This is a genomic window from Proteus sp. Marseille-Q3619 (genome assembly GCF_965283115.1).
In genome coordinates this window covers 1,065,736-1,087,350 of sequence record NZ_CBDIMP010000001.1, presented here as the reverse complement: position 1 = coordinate 1,087,350, position 21,615 = coordinate 1,065,736, and the positions used below count along the sequence as shown (strand labels likewise).

At 41.2% G+C, this 21,615-nt stretch carries 19 protein-coding genes; 18 read left to right on the top strand and 1 reads right to left on the bottom strand.

The window, feature by feature from the left end; translation table 11 throughout:
• Positions 1-72: 72 nt before the first annotated feature.
• The 18 genes from ACWPWK_RS05070 to lpxC all read left to right on the top strand — a co-directional run bounded on the left by ACWPWK_RS05070 (position 73) and on the right by lpxC (position 21,051).
• Positions 73-1,878: an AMP-dependent synthetase/ligase gene (locus ACWPWK_RS05070; protein WP_109371158.1), complete on the top strand. Its 1,806-nt coding sequence runs from the start codon at positions 73-75 to the stop codon at positions 1,876-1,878.
• Positions 1,879-2,101: 223 nt separating this feature from the next.
• The gene (gene cra, locus ACWPWK_RS05065) at positions 2,102-3,109 is read left to right on the top strand and encodes a catabolite repressor/activator (protein ID WP_109371156.1); all 1,008 of its coding nucleotides are present in this window, start codon (positions 2,102-2,104) and stop codon (positions 3,107-3,109) included.
• A gap of 684 nt (positions 3,110-3,793) precedes the next feature.
• On the top strand, positions 3,794-4,252 hold the full coding sequence (gene mraZ, locus ACWPWK_RS05060) for a division/cell wall cluster transcriptional repressor MraZ (RefSeq protein ID WP_075670769.1): 459 nt from the start codon (positions 3,794-3,796) through the stop codon (positions 4,250-4,252).
• A gap of 3 nt (positions 4,253-4,255) precedes the next feature.
• Positions 4,256-5,203 carry a 16S rRNA (cytosine(1402)-N(4))-methyltransferase RsmH gene (gene rsmH / locus ACWPWK_RS05055; RefSeq protein WP_109371154.1) on the top strand — a complete coding sequence of 316 codons (948 nt, stop codon included), beginning with the start codon at positions 4,256-4,258 and terminating at the stop codon, positions 5,201-5,203.
• On the top strand, positions 5,204-5,521 hold the full coding sequence (gene ftsL, locus ACWPWK_RS05050; protein ID WP_109371152.1) for a cell division protein FtsL: 318 nt from the start codon (positions 5,204-5,206) through the stop codon (positions 5,519-5,521). It abuts the gene before it with no gap.
• Positions 5,522-5,532: 11 nt separating this feature from the next.
• Positions 5,533-7,329 carry a peptidoglycan glycosyltransferase FtsI gene (gene ftsI, locus ACWPWK_RS05045; protein ID WP_109371150.1) on the top strand — a complete coding sequence of 599 codons (1,797 nt, stop codon included), beginning with the start codon at positions 5,533-5,535 and terminating at the stop codon, positions 7,327-7,329.
• Complete coding sequence (murE, locus tag ACWPWK_RS05040) at positions 7,316-8,803, top strand: UDP-N-acetylmuramoyl-L-alanyl-D-glutamate--2,6-diaminopimelate ligase (protein ID WP_109371148.1); 1,488 nt, start codon at positions 7,316-7,318, stop codon at positions 8,801-8,803. The genes ftsI and murE overlap by 14 nt, the downstream gene beginning before the upstream one ends.
• Positions 8,800-10,182: a UDP-N-acetylmuramoyl-tripeptide--D-alanyl-D-alanine ligase gene (gene murF, locus ACWPWK_RS05035; RefSeq protein WP_109371146.1), complete on the top strand. Its 1,383-nt coding sequence runs from the start codon at positions 8,800-8,802 to the stop codon at positions 10,180-10,182. Before murE ends, murF begins: the two co-directional genes overlap by 4 nt.
• Positions 10,176-11,258 (top strand): phospho-N-acetylmuramoyl-pentapeptide-transferase, encoded by a 1,083-nt coding sequence (gene mraY / locus ACWPWK_RS05030; RefSeq protein WP_023581493.1) that lies wholly within the window; start codon positions 10,176-10,178, stop codon positions 11,256-11,258. Before murF ends, mraY begins: the two co-directional genes overlap by 7 nt.
• Before the next feature lies 1 nt (position 11,259).
• Positions 11,260-12,570 (top strand): UDP-N-acetylmuramoyl-L-alanine--D-glutamate ligase, encoded by a 1,311-nt coding sequence (murD, locus tag ACWPWK_RS05025; protein WP_109371144.1) that lies wholly within the window; start codon positions 11,260-11,262, stop codon positions 12,568-12,570.
• Positions 12,570-13,763, top strand: coding sequence for a cell division protein FtsW (gene ftsW, locus ACWPWK_RS05020; protein ID WP_109371142.1), 1,194 nt, complete (start codon positions 12,570-12,572; stop codon positions 13,761-13,763). Before murD ends, ftsW begins: the two co-directional genes overlap by 1 nt.
• Positions 13,760-14,842 (top strand): undecaprenyldiphospho-muramoylpentapeptide beta-N-acetylglucosaminyltransferase, encoded by a 1,083-nt coding sequence (murG, locus tag ACWPWK_RS05015; protein WP_109371140.1) that lies wholly within the window; start codon positions 13,760-13,762, stop codon positions 14,840-14,842. Before ftsW ends, murG begins: the two co-directional genes overlap by 4 nt.
• Positions 14,843-14,883: 41 nt before the next feature.
• Entirely contained in the window at positions 14,884-16,347 is a 1,464-nt protein-coding gene (gene murC / locus ACWPWK_RS05010) for a UDP-N-acetylmuramate--L-alanine ligase (protein WP_109371138.1), read from the top strand.
• Positions 16,348-16,352: 5 nt separating this feature from the next.
• Complete coding sequence (locus ACWPWK_RS05005) at positions 16,353-16,709, top strand: hypothetical protein (protein WP_109371136.1); 357 nt, start codon at positions 16,353-16,355, stop codon at positions 16,707-16,709.
• A gap of 1 nt (position 16,710) precedes the next feature.
• Complete coding sequence (ftsQ, locus tag ACWPWK_RS05000) at positions 16,711-17,496, top strand: cell division protein FtsQ (RefSeq protein ID WP_023581498.1); 786 nt, start codon at positions 16,711-16,713, stop codon at positions 17,494-17,496.
• Positions 17,497-17,541: 45 nt separating this feature from the next.
• On the top strand, positions 17,542-18,798 hold the full coding sequence (gene ftsA, locus ACWPWK_RS04995; RefSeq protein WP_098942190.1) for a cell division protein FtsA: 1,257 nt from the start codon (positions 17,542-17,544) through the stop codon (positions 18,796-18,798).
• Positions 18,799-18,868: 70 nt separating this feature from the next.
• Positions 18,869-20,035 carry a cell division protein FtsZ gene (gene ftsZ / locus ACWPWK_RS04990; protein ID WP_023581499.1) on the top strand — a complete coding sequence of 389 codons (1,167 nt, stop codon included), beginning with the start codon at positions 18,869-18,871 and terminating at the stop codon, positions 20,033-20,035.
• A 98-nt stretch (positions 20,036-20,133) separates the two neighbouring features.
• Complete coding sequence (lpxC, locus tag ACWPWK_RS04985; RefSeq protein ID WP_036913397.1) at positions 20,134-21,051, top strand: UDP-3-O-acyl-N-acetylglucosamine deacetylase; 918 nt, start codon at positions 20,134-20,136, stop codon at positions 21,049-21,051.
• Between the two features lie 34 nt (positions 21,052-21,085).
• Here the strand turns inward: lpxC and ACWPWK_RS04980 are convergent, their stop codons facing one another.
• On the bottom strand, positions 21,086-21,601 hold the full coding sequence (locus ACWPWK_RS04980) for a DUF721 domain-containing protein (protein WP_109371134.1): 516 nt from the start codon (positions 21,599-21,601) through the stop codon (positions 21,086-21,088).
• Positions 21,602-21,615: the final 14 nt, after the last annotated feature.

Here is a 21,615-nt window from a genome sequence, read left to right as displayed (position 1 = left end):
AATTGTAAGGGAGACATTTTCTCCATTTCGGTTTCATAACACGGTCGCTTTTCCATAAATAGCAGGAAAATTATGATAACTAATAATAATCTTCATGATTATCATATAATTAGAAGATTGCAGATGCAATTTTTGCACAGCGGGAATAAAATTGCTTATCGTCAGTGGGATGCTAAGCGCAATATCGAAATGTCTTGGGAGTTGGTTGAAAAGAAAACACGTGCGCTCTCAAATGCATTGTTAGAAATGGGTGTGGATATTCAAGAAAATATTGGGATCTTTTCTCAAAATACCATTGATTGGTCTTTAGCTGATATTGCTTCTTTGCAGCTACGTGCAGTAACTGTTCCTCTTTATGCAACAAGTAGTGTTGAACAAGCCGCTTACATTTTAAATGATGCGAATATTCGCATTCTTTTTGTTGGCGACCAAAAGCAATACGATATTGTTTCTGAATTATTAGCGTTATGTCCTCAACTTGAACATGTTATTGTGTTTAACTCTGATGTTGTGTTAAACGAAAATATACCTTCATGCTATCTGGAAAATTTAATTAACCAGTCAACATTTCAGCATGATGACGTGTTAAAACAGCGTATTAATGAATGCAATTTAGATGATCTGTTTACTCTGATTTATACATCAGGAACCACAGGTGAACCTAAAGGCGTTATGCTCGACTATACAAGTCTAGCATCACAACTTTATCTACATGATGAGCGTCTCTCGTTATCTGATAAAGATGTTTCTCTCTGTTTTTTACCTCTTTCTCACGTTTTTGAACGCGCATGGAGCTTCTATGTGATGCATACAGGTGCGGTTAACGTGTATTTGACAGACACTCATGCTGTCAGAGAGGCCATGAGTGCGGTTAAACCTACCGTGATGTGCGCCGTTCCTCGCTTTTATGAGAAAGTGTATAGCGCTATTCAAGATAAAGTGTCTCAAGCTTCAGTGTTTCGTCAATTTATCTTTAAATGGGCGATAAAGCAGGGTGAAAAACAGCGTGAAGCACAACTAAATCAACGTCAACAGGGCTTTATTTCCCGCTTATGCTATCGTTTTGCAGATAAAAAAGTGTTAAATCCAGTGCGCCAAATTTTAGGTGGGCGAGTTCGCTTTTTACCCGCGGCAGGAGCGCGTTTAGATGATGCTGTGATCCGCTTCTTCTTGGCTACGGGTATCAATATTAAATATGGCTATGGTATGACAGAAACCTGCGCCACAGTTTCATGCTGGGAAGAGAACAAATATAAATTAGGTTCTATTGGCACCCCATTGCCGGGCGTCGAAGTGCGTATTGGCGCAGAAAACGAAATCCAAGTACGTGGTAGCATTGTCATGAAAGGGTATTTCAATAAGCCTGAAGATACGGCGGATGCCTTTACAGATGATGGATGGTTACGTACTGGTGATGCAGGTGCACTTGATAGTGATGGCATGTTATTTATCACTGAACGTTTAAAAGATTTAATGAAAACGTCAAATGGTAAATACATTGCACCACAAATGATCGAAGGAACATTAGGGCAAGATCGCTTTATTGAGCACATTGCGGTGATCGCAGATACACGTAAATTTGTTTCTGCACTTATCGTACCTTGCTTTGATGCATTAGAAGAACATGCGCGTGCATTAAATCTAAAATATCAAGATCGTATGGAATTATTACGCCATACTAAAATTAAAGAGCTATTTGATGAACGTTTACGTGAAATGCAAAAAAACTTTGCAAGTTTTCATCAAGTTAAGCGCTTTACTCTTCTTGCTGATGGCTTTTCTATGGAATCGGGCGAATTGACACCGACATTGAAACTTCGCCGTAAAATTATTTTTGAACGCTATCGAAATGAAATCGAATTAATGTATCAAGATTAATTTTTATTGATGAAAAAGCACCTAAATGGTGCTTTTTTCTTTTGAAATTACTTATTGATAGATAACGATGATTGAAATAATTGATAAAAGACATAAACGGAAACGTTGACGCATACGGTTTTATCAGTAAATTGTGTTAAAATACAAACTCAGATCAGCATGATGACTGAAATTCATAGCAATATGTAATAAATAACACATTTAATAATTAAAAGAGGCTAATGTGAAACTGGATGAAATCGCCCGCTTGGCTGGTGTTTCACGAACAACAGCAAGTTATGTCATTAATGGTAAAGCGAAACAGTACCGTGTAAGTGACAAGACTGTTGAAAAAGTGATGGCGGTGGTCAGAGAGCATAATTACCACCCGAACGCTGTTGCCGCGGGATTACGTGCTGGTCGTACGCGTTCTATTGGTTTGGTTATTCCTGATTTGGAAAATACCAGTTATACCAGGATCGCAAATTACCTTGAACGACAAGCGCGTCAACGCGGTTATCAATTACTGATTGCCTGTTCAGAAGACCAACCAGACAACGAAATTCGTTGTGTTGAGCACTTACTGCAACGTCAAGTTGATGCCATTATTGTTTCAACAGCATTGCCGCCAGAGCATCCTTTCTATCAGCGTTGGGCAAATCGCTCATTACCGATTATTGCGTTAGACCGAGCATTAGAAAGTGAACATTTTATCAGTGTTGTTGGCGATGACTTAGAAGACGCCAAAATGCTGGCAACAGAATTAAAAGCATTCCCTTCGCAATCTGTACTCTATTTAGGCGCACTTCCTGAACTCTCTGTGAGTTTTTTACGTGAACAAGGTTTCCGTAATGTATGGAAAGATGATCCTAGAGAAATCACCTACCTATATGCAAATAGCTATGAACGAGAAGCTGCTGCGGCTGCTTTTTCTGAATGGTTAAATAACAATCCAATGCCTGATGCGTTATTCACTACCTCTTTCGCTTTATTACAAGGGGTTATGGATGTGACATTACAACGCAGTGGTCGTTTACCAACACAATTGGTTATTGCGACTTTTGGTGATCATGAGTTATTGGATTTCCTTGAATGTCCTGTTTTATCTGTCGCTCAACGACATCGTGATATTGCAGAACGTGTGTTAGAACTTGTTCTTGCGAGTCTTGAAGAAGAACAAAAACCGCAAGCAGGAATTACACGTATTCGTCGTGATTTATGTCGTCGAGGCAGTTTGGGACGTGCGCGTTAATTGATGTCGCTCTGTTGGTAATTATCTGCATTTATACTCATCCCTGTTTTATTAAATTAAAACGGGGATGTTTTATTTGATTTAAGAATGTCGAATTGCTTAGAGAATATTAAATTTGAGATTAATCTTAAGAGTTTTTTTACTATTTCTCTCATTTTACTAAGTTAGTCGATTGAATTTTGACATACCCATAAGTGATATTGCTTAAATTTAATGTGTAATTAATTTTATTTTGGGAAACTTAAGAAAAAAAGAAATAACTATCTTCATGATATTGAATTGTTTTTTTTCGTCTTGATGTTTTTGTTTATATAAAAGCAACCTCAAATTATTATGTTGGCTAAAGGTAAATGAACTGCAATAAATTAGTTTTTTATAATAAAAATCATGATTTACTTATTATGATTTCTTTATCTGGTTTTCTTCCTTGTAATCGCTATAAATAATTACTTTTCGTGATTAAAAATAGAATTTGAAAAATAACCTCTATTAATCATAGTGTTAATATTTCCTTTTTTCTTTTTGTCGATAATTTAAACATTCCAGAGTATCTACCAAATTACTGTAAATATAAATAAAGCTTCCTATATCTGGCTTGACAACGTTTTCATACCATCCGTAAACTCTATTTGTGGGGATTTGTGGGATAATGTGGTGTAAATTACAAAGCTGGGGGTAATGAGGATGTTTCGTGGAGCAACACTCGTTAATCTTGACAGCAAAGGGCGAATAACAGTTCCTTCCCGTTATCGAACAACGCTGAGTGAGATTTCTGAAGGTCAAATGGTTTGTACCATTGATCTCAATCAGCCATGTTTATTGCTTTATACCCTTCCAGAATGGGAAAAGATTGAGTTAAAATTAGCAGCTTTGTCCTCTATGAATCCTGCGGAACGTCGAGTTCAACGTTTGTTATTAGGTCACGCCAGCGAATGCCAAATGGATAGCGCAGGACGTCTTTTGTTAGCTAGCACGCTAAGACAGCATGCGGGGCTAACAAAAGAGGTCATGTTAGTCGGTCAATTCAATAAATTTGAATTGTGGGATGAACAGGTCTGGTACAAACAGATCGAAAAAGACATTGTAGCCGAGCAAACCTCACAGGAACCGTTATCGACACGACTATTGGATTTATCACTTTAAATAATGACAACGAATAATTTTAGTCATACCAGTGTATTACTGGATGAAGCAGTGAATGGCCTGAATATTAAATCTTCAGGTATCTATATCGACGGAACATTTGGTCGCGGAGGGCACTCTCGTCTAATTTTATCGCAATTGGGCGAACAAGGTCGCTTGATTGCGATAGACAGAGATCCACAAGCGATTGCTGTTGCTAATGAAATTGATGATGCTCGTTTTTCTATTGTTCATGGGCCGTTTTCAAATATTGAGCAGTATGTCACTGAGTTAGGTTTAGCAGGGAAAATTGATGGTGTATTACTGGATTTAGGTGTTTCTTCACCTCAACTTGATGATCCAGAACGTGGTTTTTCTTTTATGCGTGATGGACCTCTTGATATGCGTATGGACCCAACATCAGGGCAATCAGCCGCACAATGGCTGATGACAGCAGCAGAAGAAGACATCACATGGGTATTGAAAACTTTTGGTGAAGAACGATTTGCTAAGCGTATTGCTCGCGCCATTGTTGCACGTAACAAAACAGAAGAGCCTTTGACTCGAACCAAACAATTGGCTGATTTAATTAGCGACGCAAGCCCAGTAAAAGAACGACATAAGCACCCAGCAACACGTAGCTTTCAGGCAATTCGTATCTATATCAACAGCGAATTAGATGAAATTGAAAAAGCATTAAAAGGTGCTGTTTCTGTTTTAGCACCAGAAGGACGTTTGTCGGTCATTAGTTTCCATTCATTAGAAGACCGATTGGTGAAGCGTTTTATTCGAGATGAAAGTAAAGGGCCAGTTGTCCCTGCGGGTATTCCTCTAACAGAAGCGCAAATAAAAGAGTTAGGAAGTGCTCGCTTATCGAGTATTCACAAGATGAAACCGACAGGCGTAGAAGTTGAAGAAAATCCACGGGCACGAAGCTCTGTATTGCGTGTAGCACAACGTATTGAGGAATAAATGTCTACTGAACGACACTCATTACCGAGAGTTATAGGGCAGGATTTACTGCGTCATGGCAAATTACCTGTATGTTTACTGATTGCTGTGATTATTTCTGCGGTGTATGTCGTGACAACCGCACATAAGACACGTTTATTAACAGCAGAGAAAGAGCGTTTAGTGCTGGAGAAAAACGTATTGGAGATCGAATGGCGCAATCTCATTCTTGAAGAAAACGCACTGGCTGATCATAGCCGAGTAGAGCGTTTTTCAAGTGATAGTTTGGGAATGATCCATGTTGACCCAACAAAAGAGAACATTGTGGTTACTAAATAATTAAGGCAAGTATGAAATTTTCACGTTCGGCAAAAGCGAAAGCAAAGACAAAGTCAAATGCCAAACTACGCAAGCCTGAAGAAAAAACAGGATTTGTGAGTTGGCGTTTTGCGTTGCTTTGCGGTGGTATTGGTATCGCTTTAGCCGCGCTATTAATCCGTGTTGCCTATTTACAGATTATTAACCCCGATCCCCTTATTCGTGAAGGGGATATGCGTTCTCTACGTGTACAAAAAGTACCGACAGCAAGAGGCATGATCAGCGATAGAATGGGTAGGCCTCTTGCCGTTAGTGTGCCTGTTTTTGCCATTTGGGCAGATCCTAAAGTTGTATTAGATGCTAATCCCGATATGACGGATTCTCGTTGGTTAGCACTTGCTGATGCACTGAAAATGCCAGTGAATCACATCGAGCAAAAAATTGTCGCAACGCCTTCCGCTCGTTTTATCTATTTGGCTCGCCAAGTGAACCCTGAAATTAGTGATTATATTAGTAAACTAAAAATCACTGGGATTAATATGCGCCAAGAATCAAAACGCTATTATCCATCAGGCGAAGTAACTGCTCACATCATCGGTGTAACAAATATTGATGGTGATGGTATTGAAGGTGTTGAAAAAAGCTTTAACCAGTGGCTGACAGGTGCTCCTGGTGAGCGTGTTGTTCGTAAAGATGGTTTTAACCGTGTTATCGAGAATATCGCTCAAACAGACAGCCAAGCTGCTCATAACCTGATGTTAAGTATCGATGAACGTCTGCAATCTGTGGTTTATCGCGAATTAACCAATGCGGTTATTAAGAATAAAGCAGAGTCAGGAACCGCTGTTTTAGTTGATGTAAATACCGGTGAAGTGCTGGCGATGGCTAACAGCCCATCGTACAACCCAAATAATTTAACGGGAACGCCTAAAGATGCGATGCGTAATCGTGCTATCACCGATATTTTTGAACCAGGTTCTACCGTAAAACCGATGGTTGTGATGAGTGCGCTCCACAATCATATTATTAAAGAAAATAGTGTTATTAATACCGTTCCTTATCGTATTAGCGGGCATCAGATAAAAGATGTGGCGTTATATCATGAGCTTTCGATAACAGGAATATTACAGAAATCGAGTAACGTTGGTGTTTCAAGACTGGCGTTAGCGATGCCTGCATCTGAACTTGTGGATGTTTATTCACGATTTGGATTCGGGAAGCCAACTAACTTGGGGCTAGTTGGCGAAAGTAGTGGCATATTTCCAATAAAAAAACAACGGTGGTCCGATCTTGAAAGGGCCACCTTCTCTTTCGGATATGGGCTAATGGTAACGCCGTTACAGTTAGCGCGTGTCTACGCAACGATTGGTAGTTTTGGTATTTACCGTCCTCTTTCTATTACAAAAGTTGACCCTCCAGTACCGGGAACTCGCGTATTCCCTGAACCTGTGATGAGAACCGTCGTTCATATGATGGAAAGCGTTGCATTACCCGGTGGTGGTGGTGTGAGCGCGGCGATTAAAGGTTATCGTGTTGCGATTAAAACAGGGACAGCGAAGAAAGTAGGGCCAGACGGAAAATATATCAATCAATATATCTCTTATGCGGCGGGTGTTGCTCCAGCAAGTCGCCCTCGTTTTGCATTGGTTGTCGTAATCAATGAACCCAAAGCAGGGAAGTACTATGGTGGGGCAGTTTCTGCACCGGTGTTTGGCGCGATCATGGGCGCGGTTTTACGCACAATGAACGTAGAACCTGACGCATTGACGCCAGACGATAAAAATGAATTTGTGATTAAAAAAGAAGAGGATACAAGTGGCCGATCCTAACTTAAGTGACCTATTAGGGGCACTCGGGATACAAGCACCGTCATTGATGCTCAAAGACATGACACTCGATAGCCGAAAAGCGGCGAGCGGTGATCTTTTTATCGCCATCAAAGGTCATGAAACTGATGGTAGACGCTATATTCCTCAAGCAATTGCTCAAGGTGTTTCGGCGGTATTAGCGGAAGCACAAGATGTTGCAACGCATGGTGAAATCCGTGAAAGTCACGGTATTCCAGTTATTTACATTGATAATCTTAATGCGGAATTATCAAAGTTAGCGGGACATTTTTATCATCAACCTGCGGAAAAACTCAAACTGATTGGTGTTACTGGGACTAATGGAAAAACGACAACAACACAATTGTTAGCACAGTGGGCACAAGGTTTAGGTGAAACAAGTGCTGTGATGGGAACAGTAGGTAACGGACTTTTAGGTCATGTTGTTCCTGCGATGAACACCACAGGATCTGCGGTTGATATTCAATTAGAGTTACAGCAATTATTAAATCAAGGCGCGACATTGACCGCTATGGAAGTTTCTTCTCATGGTTTAGTTCAAGGTCGTGTGAGTGCATTGCCTTTTGTGGCGAGTGTATTTACGAATTTAAGTCGTGATCATCTTGATTACCATGGTGATATGGCTAACTACGAAGAAGCAAAATGGTTACTGTTTTCCACTCATTGCAGTGGTGAAAAAATCATCAATGCGGATGATGCCGTTGGTCAAAAATGGTTATCTCGTTTACCTGACGCTGTTGCCGTGACAATGGAAAATAAATTGCCACAAAATTGGCAAGGCCGTTTTGTTAAAACAACCCAGATTAATTATCATGATGCGGGTGCAACCATTCACTTTAGTTCTAGCTGGGGTGATGGTGAAATTGAAAGCCCATTAATGGGGGCATTTAATGTTAGTAATCTTTTATGCGCTTTAGCGACATTATTAGCACTTGAATATCCATTAGATGCGGTTATTAAAGCGTCATCTTCACTCACACCTGTTTGTGGCCGCATGGAAGTATTTAGTGCGGATAATCGCCCTACGGTTATTGTCGATTATGCTCATACTCCAGATGCTTTAGAGAAAGCACTTCAAGCTGCTCGTTTACACTGCACAGGTAAACTATGGTGTGTATTTGGTTGTGGCGGAGATAGAGACAAAGGTAAGCGCCCACTAATGGGAGCAGTCGCAGAAGAGCTGGCTGATAAAGTTGTTATCACCGATGACAACCCTCGTAGCGAAGAGCCACACGCTATCATCCAAGATATTCTTTCTGGTTTAATGGATCCCGGTCGTGCTATTGCCATTGAAGGTCGAGCTGAAGCAGTCACTAACGTGATCATGCAAGCCGATGCAAAGGATATGATTTTAGTCGCAGGTAAAGGGCATGAAGATTATCAATTAGTTGGCTCGCGCCGTCTTGATTATTCAGACAGATTAACCGTTGCTCGGTTGTTGGGGGTGATAGCATGATCCCTCTGTCTTTAGGAAATATTGAACAAATTAGCAAAGGCACATTGAGCCATATCGCTCAAAGCCAAGCGGACCAACTTATCATCAAATCGATTTCAACAGATAGTCGTAAAATTGATGAAGATTGCCTGTTTATTGCATTAGCGGGTGAGCGTTTTGATGCTCATGATTTTATTGCTGATGTAAAAGAAAAAGGCGCTGTTGCGGTGTTAGTTAATCGTGAGATTGATGTTGATTGCCCGCAAATCATTGTGAAAGATACCCATCTAGCAATGGGCGAAATTGCAGCACATATTCGTTCGCTAAGCCACGCCAAGATTGTTGCGTTGACAGGCTCTTCTGGAAAAACCTCCGTTAAAGAGATGACCGCTTCTATTTTGCGTCACTGTGGCGAAACCTTATATACCCATGGCAATTTAAATAACGATATTGGCGTACCTTTAACGCTTTTTCGTTTAACGCCAGAACACCGTTTTGCTGTTATTGAGTTAGGCGCAAACCATATCGGTGAAATTGCGTATACCGTAAATATGGTAAAACCAGATAGTGCATTGGTAAATAATCTCTTTTCTGCACATATTGAGGGATTTGGATCACTGGAAGGGATTGCACAAGCAAAAGGTGAAATCTTTACCCACTTAAAAGAGCAAGGTACAGCCATTATTAATCTGGATAGTAATGACTTACCTTTGTGGAAACACCATTTGAATGCGCGCCAAACGCAATGGTCATTCTCTTTATCAGCACAAGGTAAAGCCGATTTTTATCCATCAGATATCACGGTTAAGCAATTCACAACCAACTTCACGTTACATACCCCCGAAGGTTGTGTTGACGTCACTCTTCCATTACCGGGTCGCCATAATATTGCGAATGCTTTAGCGGCAAGTGCTCTTGCGCTATCTGCTGGGGCAACGCTTGAAGATGTTCGTCTTGGTTTATCGACATTAAAAGCCGTACCGGGAAGATTGTATCCTGTTGAATTAACAGCAGGAAAAATGGTGTTAGATGACACTTACAATGCTAACGATGGTTCGATGATCGCAGGCTTACAGGTTTTATCTCAATTACCGGGATATAAGATTTTTGTTGCAGGTGATATGGCTGAATTAGGTAAAGATTCAGAAAAATGTCACCGTGATGTGGGGCGTTTTGCTCAGAATGCCGGTATTGATAGTGTCTTTACTGTTGGACACCACAGCCATTTTATTAGTGATGAAAATCAAGGTGGTCAGCATTTTGCATTTAAAGCCGACTTACTTGCTCAATTAATTCCATTATTACAGCAGCATGATGTTGTTTCAGTTTTAGTAAAAGGTTCACGAAGCTCCGCGATGGAAGATATCGTGAACGCATTAAAGGAGTGCTTTGAATGTTAGTTTGGCTAGCCGAATATTTGGTTAAATACCATACATTTTTTAATGTGTTTTCTTATCTGACATTCAGGGCGATTGTTGGCTTATTGACGGCATTAATTATTGCGTTGTGGATGGGACCTCATCTGATTGCATGGTTACAAAAAATGCAAATCGGGCAAGTGGTTCGTAGCGAAGGACCTGAGTCTCACTTTAGCAAACGCGGTACGCCAACAATGGGCGGGATTATGATCCTGTTCTCTATCTCCATCTCCACACTACTATGGGCAAGATTAGATAACCCCTATGTTTGGTGTGTATTACTGGTTTTAATTGGTTACGGCGTGATTGGTTTTGTTGATGATTATCGCAAAGTAGTTCGTAAAGACACAAAAGGCTTAATTGCTCGCTGGAAATATTTCTGGCAGTCCGTACTCGCACTTGTTGTGGCATTTAGTATGTACGCAATTGGTAAAGATACGCCAGCAACACAGCTAGTCGTTCCATTCTTTAAAGATGTTATGCCTCAATTAGGTATGCTCTACATTTTACTGGCTTACTTTGTGATTGTGGGTACGAGTAACGCAGTGAATTTAACGGATGGTTTAGATGGTTTAGCCATTATGCCAACGGTATTTGTTGCTGCGGGTTTTGCATTAGTTGCATGGGCAACAGGTAACGTTAATTTCGCCAGTTATTTGAAAATTCCTTACTTAATGCATGCGGGCGAATTGGTGATTGTCTGTACCGCGATAGTCGGCGCTGGTTTAGGTTTTCTTTGGTTTAACACTTACCCAGCACAGGTCTTTATGGGCGATGTTGGTTCGCTTGCATTAGGTGGCGCATTAGGGACTATCGCAGTGTTATTACGCCAAGAGTTTTTATTAGTGATTATGGGGGGGGTGTTTGTTGTTGAAACACTCTCCGTTATTTTACAAGTCGGTTCATTTAAGTTGCGTGGTCAACGTATTTTCCGTATGGCTCCAATTCATCACCATTATGAATTAAAAGGCTGGCCTGAACCTCGTGTTATTGTCCGTTTCTGGATCATCTCACTGATGTTAGTGCTTATTGGTCTGGCGACATTAAAGGTGCGTTAAGATGGCAAATTATCAGGGAAAAAAAGTGGTTGTTGTTGGGCTTGGGATAACAGGCCTTTCTTGCGTTGACTTTTTTATCCGCCAAGGTGTTACACCTAAGGTTATTGATACACGCCAAAAACCAGGAGGCTTAGATAAGCTTCCTGTTGACGTTGAATATCATACAGGTAGTTTTCATCAAGCATGGCTTAACGATGCTGATTTAATTATCTCAAGTCCGGGTATTGCACTTTCGACACCAGAGCTTGTTGAAGCCGCAAATCATGGTGTTGAAATTGTTGGTGATATTGAACTATTTTGCCGTGAAGCCAAAGCGCCTATTGTAGCGATTACGGGCTCTAACGGTAAAAGTACCGTGACAACGCTTGTGGGTGAAATGGCAAGCGCAGATGGTATTCGTGTTGGAGTCGGTGGCAATATTGGTGTTCCAGCACTGACCTTATTAACCGAGCCTTATGATTTATATGTATTAGAGCTATCGAGTTTTCAACTAGAAACGACTCATAGCTTACAAGCCGCTGCTGCAACGGTATTAAATATTAGCGAAGATCATATGAATCGCTATCCGTTAGGATTAGAACAATATCGTGAAGCAAAACTGCGTATTTACGATAATGCTAAAACCTGCGTTTATAACGAAGATGATGCATTAACGCTACCTTTAGCGGGTAAAGATAATCGTTGTGTTAGTTTTGGTGTTGGACAAGGTGATTATCAGCTTGATAACACAAATCGCATTTTAAAAGTGAAGGGGGAAAAAGTCCTTTCAACGGCTGAAATGTACCTTTCAGGGCAGCATAACTATGCCAATGCATTAGCAGCATTAGCACTTGCTGATGCTGTGGGTATTTCTCGTAAAGCTGCAACCGAGGTACTGAAAACGTATCACGGTCTTGCTCACCGTTTTCAATTAGTTTATTTACATCAAAATGTACGTTGGATAAATGACTCGAAAGCCACCAATGTGGGAAGCACTGAAGCGGCATTACGAGGACTTGAAGTTGAGGGCACACTACACCTTTTATTAGGTGGTGATGGGAAATCTGCGGACTTCACTTCTTTATTGCCTTATATCAGTGGAGACAATATTCGTCTGTACTGTTTTGGGCAAGATGGACACGCATTGGCAAATCTAAGACCAGATGTCTCTTTATTAACAGTGACAATGGAAGAAGCCATGCGAGCCTTAGCTCCTTCTGTAAAATCAGGGGATATGGTGTTGCTCTCTCCTGCATGTGCAAGCTTAGATCAGTTTAAATGTTTTGAGCAGCGTGGTGATGAATTTGCACGTTTAGCAAGGGAGCTTGGCTGATGAGCGTATTCGCAATGCGAAGATTAAAACAGTGGCTAGTGGGCAGTTATCAAACTGAGAATACGGCATTTGTGCCGTATGATCGCACTTTGCTCTGGTTTACTTTCGGATTAGCGGTTGTCGGCTTTGTTATGGTGACATCAGCTTCAATGCCTGTTGGTCAACGTCTTGCAGAAGATCCTTTCTTATTTGCTAAACGTGATGGCATCTATATTGTTGTCGCATTTTGTATTGCGTTAGTCACCATGCGCATTCCAATGGCAATTTGGCAACGTTATAGCAGCTTAATGCTGTTTGGTTCGATATTACTTTTATTAGTGGTATTGGTGGTAGGGAGTTCCGTTAATGGTGCTTCACGCTGGATTGCGGTGGGACCATTAAATTTCCAGCCTGCTGAATTATCAAAACTTGCGCTGTTTTGTTATTTATCGAGCTATTTAGTCCGAAAAGTTGAAGAAGTGCGAAATAACTTTTGGGGTTTCTGTAAGCCGATGGGCGTGATGTTAGTACTGGCTGTTTTATTGTTATTACAACCAGACTTAGGAACCGTTGTGGTTTTATTCGTAACAACATTAGCACTGTTATTTTTAGCAGGTGCTAAAATTTGGCAGTTCTTAGCCATTATCGGTTCAGGAATTGCCGCTGTTGTTATGTTGATTATTGTTGAACCTTACCGTGTTCGACGTATCACTTCTTTCTTAGAACCTTGGGAAGATCCATTTGGAAGTGGCTATCAGCTTACACAATCTCTAATGGCATTTGGTCGTGGTGATTTGCTTGGACAAGGTTTAGGAAACTCAGTACAAAAACTAGAATATTTGCCAGAGGCACATACCGACTTTATTTTCTCCATTTTGGCTGAAGAACTTGGTTATATCGGTGTGGTTTTGGTGCTTTTAATGGTATTCTTCATCGCTTTTCGCGCGATGCAAATTGGACGACGTGCGCTGATCCTCGAACAACGTTTTTCAGGCTTTTTAGCTTGCTCTATCGGGATTTGGTTTACATTCCAGTCATTGGTGAATGTAGGCGCTGCAGCAGGCATGTTGCCAACAAAGGGATTAACCCTTCCTCTTATTAGTTACGGTGGTTCGAGTTTGATTATTATGTCAACTGCCATCGTGATGTTATTACGAATTGATTATGAAACACGTCTAGCACAAGCTCAGGCGTTTGTAAGGAGCCCGAAATGAGCGAGCGTAGACGCCGTTTAATGGTTATGGCTGGTGGTACTGGGGGACATGTATTCCCAGGATTAGCTGTTGCTCATTATCTACAATCTCAAGGTTGGGAAATCCGATGGTTAGGAACGGCAGATAGAATGGAAGCCGATTTAGTCCCTAAGCACGGTATCGAAATTGAATTTATTCGTATCTCAGGTTTACGTGGAAAAGGTATTAAAGCATTAATCGCAGCACCTATTCGTATTATTAAAGCGATTTTCCAAGCTCGCGCCATTATGAAGCGCTATCAGCCAGATGCTGTACTTGGTATGGGTGGTTACGTTTCAGGCCCTGGTGGTGTTGCCGCTTGGATGTGCGGGATCCCCGTTATTTTGCATGAGCAAAATGGTATCGCTGGATTAACCAATCGCTGGTTATCGAAAATTGCGAAACGTGTATTACAGGCTTTTCCGGGAGCATTTCCTAAAGCACCAGTTGTTGGAAATCCTGTTCGTGAAGATGTATTGGCACTTGAAGCGCCTTCAGTACGATTAAAAGAGAGAACAGGGCCTATTCGTGTACTGATCATTGGTGGTAGTCAAGGTGCTAGAATTTTAAATCACACCTTACCCGTAGTTGCAGGTTTACTAGGTGAACATGTTACAATCTGGCATCAAGCAGGAAAAGGTGGCGAAAGTGATACAAAAACACGCTATCAGAACGAATTAGCAAAAAATTCAGTTAAATCTGAATATAAAGTTACTGAATTTATTGATGATATAGCGCAAGCTTACCTATGGGCTGATGTTGTTGTGTGTCGTTCAGGTGCATTAACGGTCAGCGAAATTGCCGCAGCGGGATTACCCGCTATTTTTGTTCCTTTCCAGCACAAAGATAGACAGCAATATTGGAATGCACTGCCGTTAGAAAAAGCGGGTGCAGCGCGTATTATTGAGCAAAACGATTTAACACCAGAAGTCATTGCACAAACCCTGAAAAATTGGGATAGAGAAACCTTGTTAGCAATGGCAGAGAAAGCAAAAAGTGTTGCGATTACGGATGCCACAGAGCGCGTAGCGAATGTGATAATCGAAGTGGCAAAAAAATAAACGTAACTTGTAACCATTAACGTAGAGCGAAGAAGTAAATAGTGAATACACAACAACTGGCAAAATTAAGATCATTTGTGCCTGAAATGAGAAAAGTTAGGCATATTCACTTTATTGGCATCGGTGGTGCTGGTATGGGGGGGATTGCCGAAGTGTTGGCTAACGAAGGTTATGAAATCAGCGGTTCTGATTTAGCACCAAACGTAGTCACACAACAGCTCGTTGCCTTAGGCGCGACAGTCTATTTTAATCATCGCCCTGAAAATATTCGTGGCGCAAGTGTTGTTGTGGTTTCGACAGCAATCAGTGCTGAAAATCCTGAGATTATTGCAGCAAGAGAAGCGCGTATCCCTGTTATTCGTCGTGCTGAAATGCTGGCTGAATTGATGCGTTATCGTCATGGTGTTGCGATTGCCGGAACACATGGCAAAACGACAACAACAGCGATGATTTCAAATATTTATGCGCAAGCGGGTTTAGATCCTACTTTTGTTAATGGTGGGCTTGTTAAATCGGCTGGCACTCATGCTCGCTTAGGTTGCAGTCGTTATTTAATTGCTGAAGCTGATGAAAGTGATGCATCGTTTTTACATTTACAACCCATGGTTGCTGTCGTTACGAATATCGAAGCAGACCATATGGACACATATCACGGTAATTTTGACAATCTAAAAGAGACGTTTATTACCTTTTTGCACAATTTACCATTCTATGGTCGTGCAGTGATGTGTCTGGATGACGATGTCATTCGTTCTATTATTCCTAAAGTGGGTCGTTATATTACGACTTATGGCTTTAGTGAAGATGCTGACGTTCGTATTACACACTATGAACAAAAAGGTGCTCAGGGCTTTTTCACTATTTCTCGTGAAGGTATGCCAGATTTACAAGTTGTATTAAATGCACCTGGTCGCCATAACGCACTGAATGCAACAGCTGCGGTTGCTGTCGCCACAGAAGAAGGCATTGCTGACGAACATATTTTAGCCGCATTACTTAACTTCCAAGGTACTGGACGTCGTTTTGATTTCTTAGGTAACTACAGTCTTGAGCATGTTAATGGTCAAGAAGGTGAAGTGATGCTAGTGGATGATTATGGTCATCATCCAACAGAAGTTGATGCAACGATTAAAGCGGCGAGAGCAGGATGGCCAGATAAACGTCTAGTGATGATTTTCCAACCCCATCGCTATACACGTACTCGTGATTTATATGAAGACTTTGCAACTGTTCTCAATCAAGTTGATATTTTATTATTAACAGATGTTTATTCTGCTGGGGAAGCGCCTATTGCTGGTGCCGATAGTCGCTCACTTTGTCGAACAATTCGCCAACGTGGAAAGCTAGATCCTATCTGGGTTTCTGATGTGACTAATATTTCATCAATATTGGCGGGTGTATTAACAGATAATGATCTTGTTTTAGTTCAAGGTGCTGGAAATATTGGTAAAATAGCGCGTCGCTTAGCAGATACGAAATTACAGCCATCTTTCAGCGAGGATTAAGACGGATGTTTGAGCAAGTGAGCATCATTTATGGTGAAATGGTCAATAAAATAACTGTAATGATGGGGTGTTATGAGGAAAATAACACTGTATTAGCGGAAAAAATGATCGAGAATTCGCTTGCTCAAATCTGTGTTGAGAAAAAATTTCAGTTAAAAAGTAAGAAAAACGCAGAAAAATTCGCAATTTCTTCTTTTAAAGTAAATAATTCTCAACAGATTGAACAATTTAGTGATTTAATTATCAAACCTAAAAGTGTTCATAAAGTATATATATGTAGGAAAAGTATTAATCGCTGGAATATCGGACAAAAGGATGGGCGATTCTCTTGTTTAAACGTTGCTCAGGAGTTAGTGGGTTAATATGTCACAAGCAGCGCTAAATATAAAAGAACACAAAGAGAAGCAACATTCTGACAGACCGAGTAATGGTACTTATTTATCAGGATTAATCTTTTTCTTATGTGTGATTGCCACCATCATTTGGGGTGGAATACAAGTGGTTAACTGGATGAAAGACGCAAATCGTCTGCCAATCTCAAAACTTGTATTAACGGGTGAGCGACATTACACAACGAATGATGATGTACGTCAGGCCATTTTGTCTTTAGGACAGCCGGGTACATTTATGACACAGGATGTGAATATTATTCAGCAACAAATTGAACGTATGCCATGGATTAGGCAAGTCACTGTTCGTAAACAGTGGCCTGATGAACTTAAAATCCATCTGGTAGAGTATGTTCCCTTTACCCGTTGGAATGACACTTACTTTCTTGATAAAGAAGGACGTGTTTTCAGTCTGCCAACGCAGTTGGAAACCAAAGGAAGTTATCCTTTGTTATATGGTCCTCAAGGAAGCGAAAAAATGGTGTTGTCAGGTTATGTGGCAATGAGAGATCAGCTTCTTGCAAGTAACCTGAATTTAAAAGCAGCGTCAATGTCTGCCCGTCAGGGATGGCAATTAGTTTTAGACAATGATGTCCGATTGGAGTTAGGTCGTAAGGATAACGAAAAACGGATCGCTCGCTTTATTGAGTTGTATCCGATACTGCAACAACAAACAGATAAACGAGTTGATTACGTGGATCTGCGTTATGACAGTGGTGGTGCAGTCGGATGGGCTCCTTTATTACTTGAGAATGAATAAACAAGACGTGGCAGATGACACGATGAAGGCGAAGGCAGAACAATAATGATCAAAGCGACGGACAGAAAATTAGTAGTTGGTCTTGAGATTGGTACGGCCAAAGTAGCCACCCTTGTCGGTGAGATCCTGCCTGATGGTGTAGTGAATATTATCGGGGTGGGAAGTTGTCCATCTCGGGGCATGGATAAAGGTGGCGTTAATGATCTCGAATCCGTCGTAAAATGTGTACAACGGGCGGTAGATCAGGCTGAGTTGATGGCTGACTGCCAAATATCTTCAGTATATTTGGCGTTATCAGGCAAGCATATCAGTTGCCAAAATGAGATTGGTATGGTGCCAATTTCAGAAGAAGAAGTGACTCAAGATGATGTTGATAGCGTGGTTCATACCGCGAAATCCGTCAAAGTAAAAGATGAACACCGTGTTTTACACGTTATACCGCAAGAGTATGCCATTGATTATCAAGAAGGGATCAAAAACCCAGTTGGATTATCGGGGGTGCGTATGCAGGCTAAAGTTCATTTAATTACCTGCCATAACGATATGGCAAAGAATATTGTAAAAGCAGTTGAACGCTGTGGATTAAAAGTGGATCAACTGATTTTTGCGGGACTGGCTTCAAGTTTTGCTGTATTGACCGAAGATGAACGTGAATTAGGTGTGTGTGTTGTTGATATTGGTGGCGGTACAATGGATATCGCAATTTATACCGGTGGAGCATTAAGACATACTCGCGTTATTCCTTATGCTGGTAATGTAGTAACAAGCGATATCGCTTACGCGTTTGGCACTCCGCCAAATGATGCGGAAGCTATCAAGGTTCGTCATGGTTGTGCATTAGGCTCTTTAGTTGGTAAAGATGAAAATGTCGAAGTTCCAAGTGTCGGAGGCAGACCACCAAGAAGTCTGCAACGACAAACTCTTGCTGAGGTGATTGAGCCTCGTTATACCGAACTGCTCAATCTTGTTAATGAAGAGATTTTAAAAGTTCAAGAACAGTTACGCCAGCAAGGGATTAAGCATCATTTAGCCGCAGGTATTGTGCTAACAGGTGGTGCTGCACAGATTGATGGACTTGTTGAATGTGCTCAACGTGTTTTCCACACGCAAGTACGGATCGGTAAACCGTTAAATATTACCGGGCTAACAGATTATGCGCAGGATCCCTACTACTCAACAGCGGTTGGGCTCTTGCATTACGGTAAAGAATCTCACTTTGGTGAGGAAACTGAAACCGAGAAACGCTCTGCTGTCGGTGGTTTATTTAAAAAACTCACTGGTTGGCTAAAAAGAGAGTTTTAATAATCAGACAAATTTAAAAAGAGGTCGTTTGAGCAAGCGGCCCTGAGAAGGCACAAAACGGAGAGAAATTATGTTTGAACCTATGGAATTAACCAACGATGCGGTGATCAAAGTCATCGGCGTTGGTGGCGGCGGCGGTAATGCGGTTGAGCACATGGTTCGTGAACGTATTGAAGGCGTAGATTTCTTTGCAGTCAATACGGATGCTCAAGCGCTACGTAAAACAGCGGTCGGACAGACTATCCAAATCGGTAATGCCATTACGAAAGGCTTAGGTGCAGGTGCAAATCCTGAAGTAGGCCGTAATGCAGCAGAGGAAGACCGCGAAGGGCTACGTGCAGCACTTGAAGGTGCCGATATGGTCTTTATCGCAGCAGGTATGGGCGGTGGTACTGGTACTGGTGCTGCGCCTGTTGTTGCAGAAGTGGCTAAAGAATTAGGCATTTTGACCGTTGCTGTAGTGACTAAGCCTTTTAATTTTGAAGGCAAAAAACGTATGGCATTTGCGGAACAAGGTATTACTGAGTTATCAAAACATGTTGACTCATTAATCACTATTCCAAATGACAAGTTATTAAAAGTACTTGGTCGTGGAATTTCATTATTAGATGCGTTCGGCGCAGCTAATGATGTATTAAAAGGCGCAGTTCAAGGTATCGCTGAGCTAATCACTCGCCCAGGTTTAATGAACGTTGACTTTGCTGACGTAAGAACTGTGATGTCTGAAATGGGTTATGCCATGATGGGATCGGGTGCTGCGAAAGGCGAAGATCGTGCTGAAGAAGCAGCAGAAATGGCGATTTCAAGTCCATTATTGGAAGACATCGACTTATCTGGCGCGCGTGGTGTGTTAGTCAACATCACAGCAGGTTTTGACTTACGTCTTGATGAATTTGAAACAGTGGGTAATACCATTCGTGCATTTGCATCAGATAATGCGACTGTGGTTATCGGTACATCCCTTGACCCAGAAATGAATGATGAATTGCGTGTGACTGTGGTTGCAACAGGTATTGGTATGGACAAACGTCCAGAAATTACGCTGGTAACTAATAAACAGAATCAGCAAAGCGCAATGGAGAATCGTTACCAGCAAATGCAAAATAGCATGTCTTCTTTCTCTGCCGTAGAAGAAAGCAAGCCTGCCGCAAAAGCCGTTAACGAACAATCTACTCAGGCAAACAAAGAACCAGATTATTTAGATATCCCTGCGTTCCTGAGAAAACAGGCTGATTAATCGCCAAAAAGATTGGCATCTCCGCTTTTTGTGCTAAACTGTCCTGCCAATTATAAGTATAATGATTGGTAGGACGGATAACATTGCGAGATAAAATGATGATCAAACAACGGACATTAAAACGAATTGTACAAGCAACCGGTGTGGGACTTCACACGGGTAAAAAAGTTACGCTTACAATGCGTCCGGCGCCAGCAAATACTGGGGTCATCTACCGTCGTACTGACTTAAATCCACCGGTGGATTTTCCAGCAGACGCAAAATCAGTTCGTGACACTATGTTATGTACTTGCTTAGTCAACGAAGACGATGTGCGTATATCAACCGTTGAGCATTTAAACGCAGCACTGGCTGGTTTAGGCATTGATAATATCGTAATTGAAGTGAATGCACCTGAAATTCCAATTATGGATGGAAGTGCGGCACCTTTTGTTTTCTTGTTACTTGATGCAGGTATCGAAGAGCTTCGTACTGCGAAGAAATTCATTCGCATCAAAGAAACAGTACGTGTAGAAGATGGCGATAAATGGGCAGAGATGCGCCCATACAACGGGTTTAAATTAGATTTTACTATCGATTTTAATCACCCAGCCATTGATGCAAGTACGCAGCGTTATAAATTAGATTTCTCCGCTGAATCTTTTATGAGCCAAATTAGCCGTGCTCGTACATTTGGATTTATGCGTGATATCGAATATCTACAATCTAAAGGATTGTGTTTAGGCGGAAGCTTCGATTGTGCAATCGTAGTTGATGACTATCGTGTTCTCAACGACGATGGCTTACGTTTTGAAGATGAATTTGTTCGTCACAAAATGTTGGATGCAATCGGTGATTTATTTATGTGTGGCTATAACATTATCGGTGAATTCACCGCGTTTAAATCAGGTCATGCACTGAACAATAAATTGCTCCAAGCTGTATTAGCAAAAGAATCTGCGTGGGAATTCGTCACATTTGAAGACGAAGCGCAAATGCCAGTGGCATTCAAAGCTCCCTCAATGGTCTTTGCTTAATTCCTGCGAAGGAAAGCGCGTTAATTATCTCTAATTAACGTTCATCTTTGGCTGTACTTGTACTCTCTCCGGCAAGTGCAGCCAACCGTTCTAATCTCTCTCTTAATTTCTTTGGGCTTTTCTCAGCTAAATACTTCAATGATTGCGCACTTTCTAAACTTAAGTGACGTTTCTTTTTAGGCTCTTGTTCTTTTAATGATGATATTAAAGATCTTTTTTCCTGTTTTACGCCTAAAGACGGATTTATTTTGATGTCTATTGAGGATAAGGATGGTAAAATTTCTTGTCTCAATGCGGAAAGTAATGACGGGGTTTCATAACGTAAACGAGTTAACCAACTTGCGTTTGCAACTTCAATAATTAAAATAGCATTACGATAATTTGCGACACGGCACTTATCTCGTAAAGGAACGGGTAAAAGAGCCATGACGGCACGATTTAATTTTAGTAAAATCGTTGCGCGCTGTTGTATAAGTTGTAGTGTACTCTTGTTGGAACCTTCAAGTTCAATGAAGATTTTTTCCAATGATTGTGGGTAACTATCCCGCATAGATTTTGACTCCA

What these genes read in the sequence shown, in the direction of transcription:
- ftsZ (WP_023581499.1), top strand. Translation starts at nt 18,869, where the DNA reads ATGTTTGAACCTATGGAATTAACCAACGATGCGGTGATCAAAGTCATC.
- ftsA (WP_098942190.1), top strand. Translation starts at nt 17,542, where the DNA reads ATGATCAAAGCGACGGACAGAAAATTAGTAGTTGGTCTTGAGATTGGT.
- ftsI (WP_109371150.1), top strand. Translation starts at nt 5,533, where the DNA reads ATGAAATTTTCACGTTCGGCAAAAGCGAAAGCAAAGACAAAGTCAAAT.
- ftsW (WP_109371142.1), top strand. Translation starts at nt 12,570, where the DNA reads ATGAGCGTATTCGCAATGCGAAGATTAAAACAGTGGCTAGTGGGCAGT.
- ACWPWK_RS05070 (WP_109371158.1), top strand. Translation starts at nt 73, where the DNA reads ATGATAACTAATAATAATCTTCATGATTATCATATAATTAGAAGATTG.
- ACWPWK_RS04980 (WP_109371134.1), bottom strand. Translation starts at nt 21,601, where the DNA reads ATGCGGGATAGTTACCCACAATCATTGGAAAAAATCTTCATTGAACTT.
- mraZ (WP_075670769.1), top strand. Translation starts at nt 3,794, where the DNA reads ATGTTTCGTGGAGCAACACTCGTTAATCTTGACAGCAAAGGGCGAATA.
- lpxC (WP_036913397.1), top strand. Translation starts at nt 20,134, where the DNA reads ATGATCAAACAACGGACATTAAAACGAATTGTACAAGCAACCGGTGTG.
- mraY (WP_023581493.1), top strand. Translation starts at nt 10,176, where the DNA reads ATGTTAGTTTGGCTAGCCGAATATTTGGTTAAATACCATACATTTTTT.
- murF (WP_109371146.1), top strand. Translation starts at nt 8,800, where the DNA reads ATGATCCCTCTGTCTTTAGGAAATATTGAACAAATTAGCAAAGGCACA.
- murG (WP_109371140.1), top strand. Translation starts at nt 13,760, where the DNA reads ATGAGCGAGCGTAGACGCCGTTTAATGGTTATGGCTGGTGGTACTGGG.
- ftsL (WP_109371152.1), top strand. Translation starts at nt 5,204, where the DNA reads ATGTCTACTGAACGACACTCATTACCGAGAGTTATAGGGCAGGATTTA.
- rsmH (WP_109371154.1), top strand. Translation starts at nt 4,256, where the DNA reads ATGACAACGAATAATTTTAGTCATACCAGTGTATTACTGGATGAAGCA.
- murD (WP_109371144.1), top strand. Translation starts at nt 11,260, where the DNA reads ATGGCAAATTATCAGGGAAAAAAAGTGGTTGTTGTTGGGCTTGGGATA.
- ACWPWK_RS05005 (WP_109371136.1), top strand. Translation starts at nt 16,353, where the DNA reads ATGTTTGAGCAAGTGAGCATCATTTATGGTGAAATGGTCAATAAAATA.
- ftsQ (WP_023581498.1), top strand. Translation starts at nt 16,711, where the DNA reads ATGTCACAAGCAGCGCTAAATATAAAAGAACACAAAGAGAAGCAACAT.